This is a genomic window from Sphingomonas sp., from assembly GCF_050725575.1.
GTDB lineage: Bacteria > Pseudomonadota > Alphaproteobacteria > Sphingomonadales > Sphingomonadaceae > Sphingomonas.
In genome coordinates, this window is the sequence record NZ_JBOHHW010000024.1 from 63,558 (window position 1) to 72,472 (window position 8,915).

Sequence of the window (8,915 nt, forward strand, 5' to 3'; positions counted from 1 at the left end):
CCCTCCCCGTGGCGCTCTTTTTACCGCTCAATGCGGCTTTTTATGCTTCTTCTTGGACGTCGCTTCGTCGGTCGCCTGCGGCGCCGATGCATCCGCCGTCGTGTCGGTGGCGGTTGGCTGCGTGCTCGACGGATCGGACGCGGTCGGCGTTGCGGTGTCGACCGGTGCGGTGGAGTTGACGGTGTCGGGCGTCGCCGGTGCTTCGGTCGGGCTGGCGCTCTGGGTCGACGGCGATGAAGACGGCGCCGTCTGGGCAAAGGTCGCGGCCGGCACCAATGCCGCTGCCGCCACCAGAATGGCTATGGCTTTCATTGAAAAGATACTCCCGATCTTGGTCCGGCTGATACACGCCGGCCCCCTTTTGATAGGCGGTCGGGACGGGGCAAGGCCAGACTTGCGCGGTTCGACTCATCACGTTTTGGGCTCGAAAAACTGCTCAACCGTGGCAGGCAAGCGTTGGCCGTTTGCGCATAATCAGTGGGTTACGGGCCGATCACCCCATCATCCGGCACCCGCGACTCGGAGTCGCTCAGGCCGTGCCGGTCGCGCCGCCGGGGCGATAATGGCTCGGCGCGACCCCCGCGAGCCGCTTGAACATGGTGGTGAAGGCAGCCGGGCTTTCATAGCCGAGATCAAGCGCGATGGTCGTCACCGCCTCACCCGCCGCCAGCCGCGGCAATGCGATGAGCAGACAGGCCTGTTGCCGCCACGCACCGAAACTGAGCCCGGTTTCCCGACGGAACGCGCGGGTAAAGGCGCGCCGCCCCATGCCGAGGTCGGCGCTCCACAGGTCGATCGTGTCGTGCGGTGTCGGCCGTTCGAGGAACGCCTGGCATTTGCGCGCCATCTCCACCGTCTTGGGGAAAGGCACGGCGAGCGGCACAGTCGGCGCGCGCGCCAGCTCCTCGAGCAACAGCGCCATGACCATGCCGTCGCGCCCGTCGACATCATATTCCGGCGGCACCTCGCACGATGCCTGCAACAGGCTGCGCAGCAGCGGCGAGACCTGGATCACCTTGTTACGGTCACCCAGCGAGCCATGCACATCGGCTTCGATCAGGACGCTGCGCGTGCTGACCGCGCCGACCATCCGCACCGCATGGGCACACCCGCCCGGCGTCCAGATCGCGCGTTCGGGCGGCGCGACCCAGGCGCCGTGCCGCGTGCTGACCACCACCACGCCGCGTGCGGCATAAAGCAGCTGGCCACGGCGATGCTGGTGCCAGTCAAGCTCGAACGCCGGCGGACATTCATTGCCGATCGCGACGATCGGCCGCGCAATATCCTCGACCAGGGCCGGATTGCTCCACGGCATGACTCTGTCCCACTTGCAAAAGTAAAAGACCCATACAGGAATGCGGGCAACACCGGGAGGGGGTACGGGACCGCTCCAGCTTCACCAAAGCCAGCTTACCAACGGATGCCCGGATGAACGCCACCAAAGCCGCAGCACCACCGCTTCCCGCAACCGAAACGACTGTCTTCGGCGTGATCCTGGCGATCAGCTTCTGTCATCTGCTCAATGACATGATGCAGTCGCTGCTGCCGGCGATCTATCCCAATCTGAAGACTGAGCTTGGCCTGTCGTTCAGCCAGATCGGGCTGGTGACTCTGGTCTATCAGCTCACCGCGTCGATCCTGCAGCCGCTGATCGGCCTCTATGCCGACAGGAAGCCGACCCCGCTGGCGCTGCCGGGCGGGACTTTGTTCTCGCTGGCAGGACTCCTCGTCCTGTCGGCGGCGCACAGCTATTGGCTGTTGCTGGTTGGCGCGGCGATGCTCGGCATGGGCTCCTCGGTGTTCCATCCCGAATCCTCGCGCGTCGCGCGCATGGCGGCGGGGCGGCGGCATGGCCTGGCTCAGTCGATGTTCCAGGTCGGCGGCAATGCCGGGTCGGCGCTCGGCCCGCTTGCCGCCGCGATCGTGGTGGTGCGCTGGGGTCAGTCCAGCCTTGCCTTCTTCGCGATGCTTGCGCTGCTGTCCTGCGCGATCCTGTGGAATGTCGGGCAATGGTACCGCCATCACGGCATTGCCCGGCTGACGCGCGGCCGGGCCAATGGTCAGGTCGTCGTGACGTTGCCACGCGGCAAGGTGCTCACCGGCATCGCCATCCTGCTCGCGCTGATCTTCTCGAAATATGTCTATCTCGCCAGCCTCACCAGCTACTTCACCTTCTACCTGATCCATCGCTTCGGCGTGAGCGTGGAGGTGGCCCAGATCCATTTGTTCGTCTTTCTCGGCGCGGTGGCGGTCGGCACGATCGCCGGCGGTCCGATCGGCGACCGGTTCGGGCGCAAATATGTGATCTGGTTCTCGATCCTCGGCGCGCTGCCCTTCACGCTGTTGCTGCCACATGCCAGCCTGTTCTGGACCGGCCCGCTGACGGTGGTGATCGGCCTGATCCTCGCCTCCGCTTTCCCGGCGATCGTCGTGCTCGCGCAGGAACTGGTGCCGGGAAAGATCGGCATGATCTCCGGCCTGTTCTTCGGCTTCTCGTTCGGCATGGGTGGGATCGGCGCCGCCGTGCTGGGCGAAGTCGCCGACCGCGGCGGCATCGAACTGGTCTATATGATCTGCGCGTTCCTGCCGGCGATCGGCCTTCTCGCCGCTTTCCTGCCCGATCCGGAACGCTGAATCCGCTGGTCTGGTTGAAATTCGTACTCCCGCGAATTTCAACCAGGCTCGATCAGATCATCATCCCGCCGCACCCAGCGTCGGCGACTCCAGATCAAGCTTGTCCGCGGGGATCACCACCGCGTCGGGCCGGAGCGTGCGCAGCTTGTCGATGAACTTGGCTGAATCGCCCACGATCACCAGCCAGGCGTTTTCGGGCGTGACCAGCCGCGCCGCGATCGCATTGGCCGCATCGGGCTTCACTGCGTCGAGCTTCCCGGCAAGCGCGAAAGCCTCGCCCGGCTCAAGCCCCTGCTGGATCAGGCCGGAAATGATCGCGCTGAAGCCGCCACCCGTCTCCATCTGGCGAACATAGCTGCCCTTCACATAGGCCTTGCGCTTGTCGAGCGCGTCGCTGCTGATCGGCTCCGTTCCCAGTCGCTTGAACTCGTTGAGGAAGATCTCCGCGACCTCGGTGGCGGTCTCGTTCTTGGTCTGCGCGCTCGCCGACAGCATCGCGGTGTCGGCGCGCGCGGGCATCGCGCTATAGGCGCCGTAACTCAACGCGCGCTTGCTGCGCACCTCGGTGAACAGCCGGCCGTTGGAGCCGACGCCAAGCACCGCATTGGCGAGCAGCAGGTCGGGATAATCGGCATCCGAGCGGCTCACGCCGCGCACCGCCGCTACCACTGCGGTCTGACCGGCACCGGGCAGGTCGATGACGATCGTATGCCTCGACATGCCCTGCCCCGTGCGCACCTTGGGCACCGCGGGCGCCCGAGCCCTGATCCGCCAGTCGCCGAACAGCCTGGTGGCGAGCGCGGTGCCCATCGCCGGATCGACCCCGCCGGTGACGATGACTGATGTATTGGCGGGATGCCACCAGCGTTGCCGGTAAGCGACCAGATCGGCACGGCTCAGGGCACCCAGGCTCCTGATTGTCCCGCCGCCCTGACGGCCATAGGGCGCCGCGCCATAAAGCACAGGCAGAACCGCCATATTGGCGAGCGGCCCGGGGTCCTTCATCGCCACCTGAAGCTGGTCAATCGCCCGCTTGCGCTCCCGGTCGAACTCGGCCTGAGGGTAGCTGGCATTGCGTATGACGTCGCTCAGCACGCCCGCCGCCTGCTCCAGATTGGCGGCCGGCGCGTTGATCGAGAAGGAACTGCCATCGGGGCCGGCCCCGGCGTTGATCGATGCACCCAGGCTCTCCAGGGTCGCCGCGATCTGCTCGGCGGTGCGCGTCCTGCTCCCCTTTGTCGCGAGATCGGCGGCGAACCGGGCGAGCCCGGCCTTGCCCGCCGGATCGGTCGACGAGCCGCCGGCAATCACCACGGTCATCGTCGCCAGCGGCACCGATCCGGTTTTAACCGCCACCACATGAACGCCATTGTCGAGCCGCGCTTCGACGATCTTCGGCACCGCGACGGCCGGCACCGGGCCAGGTCCCGGCGGCGCCTGCCGCGCGCCCTCCGCTGCCAGCTGGTTCGGCACCGACTGCGCCGTGGGCACGGTGGTGAAGGTCGGCATCGGTATGGGGTTGGCCCAGCTCGCGGGATTGCCGTCGCCATTGGTATAGCGGATTTCGACCCGCGCCTTGGGATCGAGATAGCGCTTCGCCACCCGCAGCACATCGGCCTTGGTCACCGTGCCGATCGCCGCCAGTCTTTTGTCAGCCGCCCGGGGATCGCCCGTGCGCATCAGTGCTTCGCCCAGTTCGAACGCGCGTCCGGAAAAGGTCTCACGCTCGCGCAGTGCCTCGGACAGCAATTCATTCTTGGCTTCGTTGAGCTCGGCATCCGAAACCTCGCCCAACGCAATGCTGTTCAACTTGGCATCCATCGCGCCCGCCGCCACCTCGGCATCCTGGCCTGCGCTCAGGATCGCGATCGGCGCGATCATCCCCGCCTCTTCGTTGAGGTCGAGATCCTCATCGATCTCACTGGCCTTGCCCGATCGCACTAATCCCTTGAACAGCCGCGAATTCTCGCCATTACCCAGGATTGCGTCCATCACCTCGATCGCGGCGCTATCGGGGTGGTTCGCGCCGGGCACCTTGTAAATCGCGCCGACCACGGGCAGCGGCACATTGGGGCCGGTGGCATTGATCCGCCGCAGTGCCATTGGCGGCTCGCTGCCCGTGATGGCCAGCGGGATCGGCCGGGGCCGCCGGGGGATTGCCGCGAAATATTGATCGACCAATGCCTGGAGCCGTGCTTCGTCGAAATTGCCCGCCACAATCAATGTCGCGGTATCCGGCCCGTAATAGGCCTCATGAAAGGCGCGGGCATCCTCCAGCGTCGCGGCCTCGAGATCGGCGATGCTGCCGACCGCCGGGCGACGATGCGGCAGCACGTCGAACGCGTTCTCGTTCATCGCAAAGCGGAACAGCCGGCCATAGGGCGGGGCGAGCACGCGCTGGCGCAATTCCTCCTTCACCACATTGCGCTCGGTCTCGAACACTTCCTTGTCGACCACCGGACGCGCCATGCGCTCGGCATGAGTCCACAGCATTGTCTCGAGATATTGCGCCGGCACGGTCTCGTAATAATTGGTCCGGTCGAACCCGGTGGAGGCATTGCGCACCCCGCCGACATCTTCGGTCAATCGGTTGATCATGTTGTACGGCATGTTCACCGTCTTGCGGCTCAGAATATGCTCGAACAGATGCGCGAAGCCCGAGCGTTTGTCGGGATCATGCTTCGATCCCACCTCGTACCACACCGATACCGAGACATTGGGCGTCGTTATGTCCCTGAGCGTGAGTATGCGCAGGCCATTTTTGAGGATGCGTTCCTGATACTGGATCGGCGGCACGTCCGAGACCATCGAGGTGGTGGGTGCAGGCTTCTCGCTGCCCGACGCCTGTCCCGCACCGCCCACTGCCAGCGCGATGGCGGCAACGCCCATGCGCATCAAGAAGCCCACCGATGTCATAATTCCCCCTCGCGACTGGATTGCCGATGACCGGAAATCAGCCGCCAGAATCGAACCGGATGCTACAATGTCAAGCCCTTGGGGCGGCAACGGCCCGTTGGCCGCAGTCAACGGCCCGTCGCTGCCGAACCCGCCCTTTCGCGATCAGGCCTTGACCTTGCGCGACCCCGTCCCGGGCTTGGCTGCTGCCGGTTTACGTGCAGCCGTCCCCGGCTTCGCGCCTGATTTCGACTTGGCCGCCGTGCCGCTGCTGCGCGCATAGAGCAACCCGGCAACGATCGCTGCGGACCCGATACCGACCGCTGCACCAATGCCGAGCGCCTTGTTGCCGATCCCGGCCACCAGGCCCTCATCGTCGCTCTGGTCATCGTCATATCCCGCCGATGCGTCAGCCAAGGGCGGAAGATGCTCGTGCGGCGGCTCCTGCAACGGATAGGGCGACTGATTTCCGGCGGGGATCGGCGGGCTATGGGTCATGACTCATCTCAATGAAATGATGGAAGATGAAATAGATAACGAACCAGAGGCGCGGGGGTTGCCTGCTCGCGGGTGTTGCGTCATCCAGCTTGGAATTACCTGACGCTCTTCGCCAATGTCGGGACTCTCGCAGCATCTCCCCGGGGCTGAAAATATATCACTGTTGCACGCCGGCTTCTGCCCGGTAAGCTGAACCCAATAAAATTGGGGGGATGCAGCATGAATACCGTAAAGATTCCAAAGAAGGTACAAGACCGTCTCGTTGCTGGTTTGAAGAAATACCAGCCCATCGTCCGCAAGCTCGCCGAGCGCGATATTTCCGAGGCGGATACCGTCACCGTCTGCAAGGACATGCTCTGCGACGTTTTCGGCTATGACAAATACACCGAACTGACCAGTGAACAACAAATCCGTGGCACCTTTTGCGATCTTGCTGTCAAGATTGGCGGTAAGGTTCACTATCTGGCTGAGATCAAATCTGCCGGCACTTCCCTCAACAACAATCACCTTCGCCAAGCGGTAAATTACGGCGCTCATGAAGGGATTGAGTGGGTATTGTTGACCAACGCGATCGTATGGAAAATCTATCGCATCAAATTCGCTCAGCCGATCGACTGGGAGGAAGTTTATTGCTTCGACATGGCCACGCTTTCATCGCGCTCGGGCGAGGATCTGGCGAAGCTGTTCATGTTATGCCGGGAAAGCGTGACAACCGACGCGCTTCATCAATTCCATCAACAGGCCCAAATCCTGAACCGTCATGTGATCGCCGAAGTGATACTCAGCGACGCAGTGGTTGGCGCGCTTCGCAAAGAAATGCGGCGACTGTTCGCTGGCGTGAAAACGAGCGATGACGAACTCCGCGCATTGCTGACCACCGAGGTTATAAAGCGCGACACGCTTGATGGCGACGCAGCGAAGGGCGCCAAGGCGACCGTGAAAAAAGCATCAAATGCGTTGGCGAAAAAAACACTTAAGGCATCAGCTACGGCGGTTGAGGCCGCTTAAGCGATGATCGAATTGCATACGCGCCGAGACCGAACCACCATCTTGCATGGTCGGTCAGCGTCGATAAATGTAATCAGATCGCCGATATTGCTGGCGCTGTAAAAGACGTGGTCGGGGAATGTCAGATGAAAGAAGCTTGCCCGATCTGCACTCGCATGATTCAAATTGACCAGCGACAATGCAGCTATTGCTTTAGTGACATCGGCTTTCCCAATGTCCGTTACGCAATGCGCGCAGAGGAGTGCACCGCGCTCGAACATCGCCTTGCTGCAGCACAAAAGGTGATCGAAGAAGCAAACCTTCAGTATGAATATGATCTATTGTTATTTATGACAGAAAAATCAAAACTAGTTATCAATCGGAAATTCAGACAGCTATCGCATTGGCTTTACAGCGAAAATCGTCTTTATCGGAATTTCTACAAGAGGCGGCAAAGTGGTGAATCCTATACCGAAGATGAATTCAATCTGCAAAGAATATCTGCGGAAAATACAGTAAGTCCATTGTTTTACGACCAGCTGAACTATGCCGCGATCACCGTAGATGGAGTGGGGATGCCTTATTACGGAGAATATAGCATTATCGTTCGCGAAGATGCGATTGCGCATAGAACGACCGTTTTCGAAGAGAATCCGTTCATATTCAGCGAAAGACATGGAATCGTATCAGGAAAAATGCCTCCCCCGGGATACCGGACGGTATGGGATCGGCGGGCCAAGCTCATCGCAGCAAAACTTGCGGAGCGACTTTCGAAAGGTGCCTGCGATGCCGATATCGCCGAACTCGTCATGAACCGCAATCGCGGAGCTGCGACATGCGATTTCGTGGAAGCACATGTTTACGGTGACATCCTTTTGGATTGTATCGAGACCGTTGTCGGGCCGAAGCCTGCATCCAGACCCGACAGGATCGCATGGCGGCACATGCGACAACTTTTGGTGGAATTGGGTGCCGATGTTATGGAAGCGCCGTGAAAGCTCTGATCTCTGGTCAAGCGGGCATCGCGGCCGTCATCCGCGAAAGCGTCGAATTTCGACCAATTCATGACGCCCCTTTTGCGGGGACCCGAGCGGACATCCATTCCGTGCTGGGCGGCTTCGACGACATCGAGACCCACGACGTCGCCACAATTGCCATTGTCGACCGTTTACTCGGTGAGGCATGGGCTCAAGATCGATCACTCTTTCTATTATTCCTTCTGATAGAAAAGATGGGCAACGATTCTACGGAAATTTCTGAAACGATCGAAGATCTCGTTCACTCATACAAGATCAAGGCGCGACTGCTGGGAACGTTGCGCGCAATCCAGGGCGCGGAAGAATTTCTGACCAGAGCCATTGAAGTAGCTCGACGTCACCCTGAGTTACGTGACTATATCAGGGCCTTGTTTCCCGAGATAACCGCTCGTGCGCTTGCAAGGCACGCAAAGGATATTCGCGTCGCAGTGGTCGGCATCGGCAACTGCGCCAGCTCGCTGGTCCAGGGTCTCGCTTTCTACCACAAGGGATCGAACGACCATGTCGGCCTGATGCATTGGGATCTGGGCGGCTACAAGCCGAGCGATATCAAGGTCGTCGCCGCATGGGACGTCGATACGCGCAAGGTCGGCGTGGACGTGTCCGACGCGATCTTCACCAAGCCCAATTGCGCCGCGGTGTTCTGTGCGGATGTCCCGCCGAGCGGCGTCAAGGTGAAGATGGGCAATGTCCTGGACGGCGTCGCCGACCATATGGCCGATTATGCCGATGACCGTACCTTCATCGTCGCCGACCTGCCGCAACCGACCAAGGCCGAAGTCGTCGCCGCGCTGCGCGAGAGCAAGGCCGATGTGCTGATGAACTATCTGCCGGTCGGCAGCCAGAAGGCGACCGAGTTCTACG

General features: G+C 61.5%; 7 protein-coding genes and 1 pseudogene. 4 read left to right on the forward strand and 4 right to left on the reverse strand.

Going from position 1 to position 8,915, the window contains the following annotated elements; translation table 11 throughout:
• Positions 1-27: 27 nt before the first annotated feature.
• Both ACRECS_RS16315 and ACRECS_RS16320 read right to left on the reverse strand, forming a co-directional pair.
• Positions 28-312, reverse strand: coding sequence for a hypothetical protein (locus tag ACRECS_RS16315; RefSeq protein ID WP_431584008.1), 285 nt, complete (start codon positions 310-312; stop codon positions 28-30).
• A gap of 217 nt (positions 313-529) precedes the next feature.
• Positions 530-1,315, reverse strand: coding sequence for an AraC family transcriptional regulator (locus ACRECS_RS16320; protein ID WP_431584009.1), 786 nt, complete (start codon positions 1,313-1,315; stop codon positions 530-532).
• Between the two features lie 113 nt (positions 1,316-1,428).
• On the opposite strand from ACRECS_RS16320, the gene ACRECS_RS16325 reads away from it, so the two are divergent.
• Positions 1,429-2,634 carry an MFS transporter gene (locus ACRECS_RS16325; RefSeq protein ID WP_431584010.1) on the forward strand — a complete coding sequence of 402 codons (1,206 nt, stop codon included), beginning with the start codon at positions 1,429-1,431 and terminating at the stop codon, positions 2,632-2,634.
• A 60-nt stretch (positions 2,635-2,694) separates the two neighbouring features.
• Here ACRECS_RS16325 and ACRECS_RS16330 read toward each other — a convergent pair whose 3' ends face one another.
• Both ACRECS_RS16330 and ACRECS_RS16335 read right to left on the reverse strand, forming a co-directional pair.
• Positions 2,695-5,550 carry a M16 family metallopeptidase gene (locus tag ACRECS_RS16330; RefSeq protein ID WP_431584011.1) on the reverse strand — a complete coding sequence of 952 codons (2,856 nt, stop codon included), beginning with the start codon at positions 5,548-5,550 and terminating at the stop codon, positions 2,695-2,697.
• A 144-nt stretch (positions 5,551-5,694) separates the two neighbouring features.
• A complete protein-coding gene (locus ACRECS_RS16335) occupies positions 5,695-6,027 on the reverse strand; it encodes a hypothetical protein (protein WP_431584012.1) in 333 nt (110 codons plus the stop codon).
• A gap of 219 nt (positions 6,028-6,246) precedes the next feature.
• Here ACRECS_RS16335 and ACRECS_RS16340 point away from each other — a divergent pair, with 219 nt between their 5' ends.
• From ACRECS_RS16340 to ACRECS_RS16350, 3 genes and pseudogenes are all read left to right on the forward strand, one after another.
• Positions 6,247-7,035 carry a hypothetical protein gene (locus tag ACRECS_RS16340; RefSeq protein WP_431584013.1) on the forward strand — a complete coding sequence of 263 codons (789 nt, stop codon included), beginning with the start codon at positions 6,247-6,249 and terminating at the stop codon, positions 7,033-7,035.
• Between the two features lie 125 nt (positions 7,036-7,160).
• Positions 7,161-8,009: a hypothetical protein gene (locus tag ACRECS_RS16345; RefSeq protein WP_431584014.1), complete on the forward strand. Its 849-nt coding sequence runs from the start codon at positions 7,161-7,163 to the stop codon at positions 8,007-8,009.
• Positions 8,006-8,915, forward strand: a pseudogene (locus ACRECS_RS16350) (hypothetical protein); the annotation flags it as partial. The gene ACRECS_RS16345 and the pseudogene ACRECS_RS16350, both read left to right, overlap by 4 nt.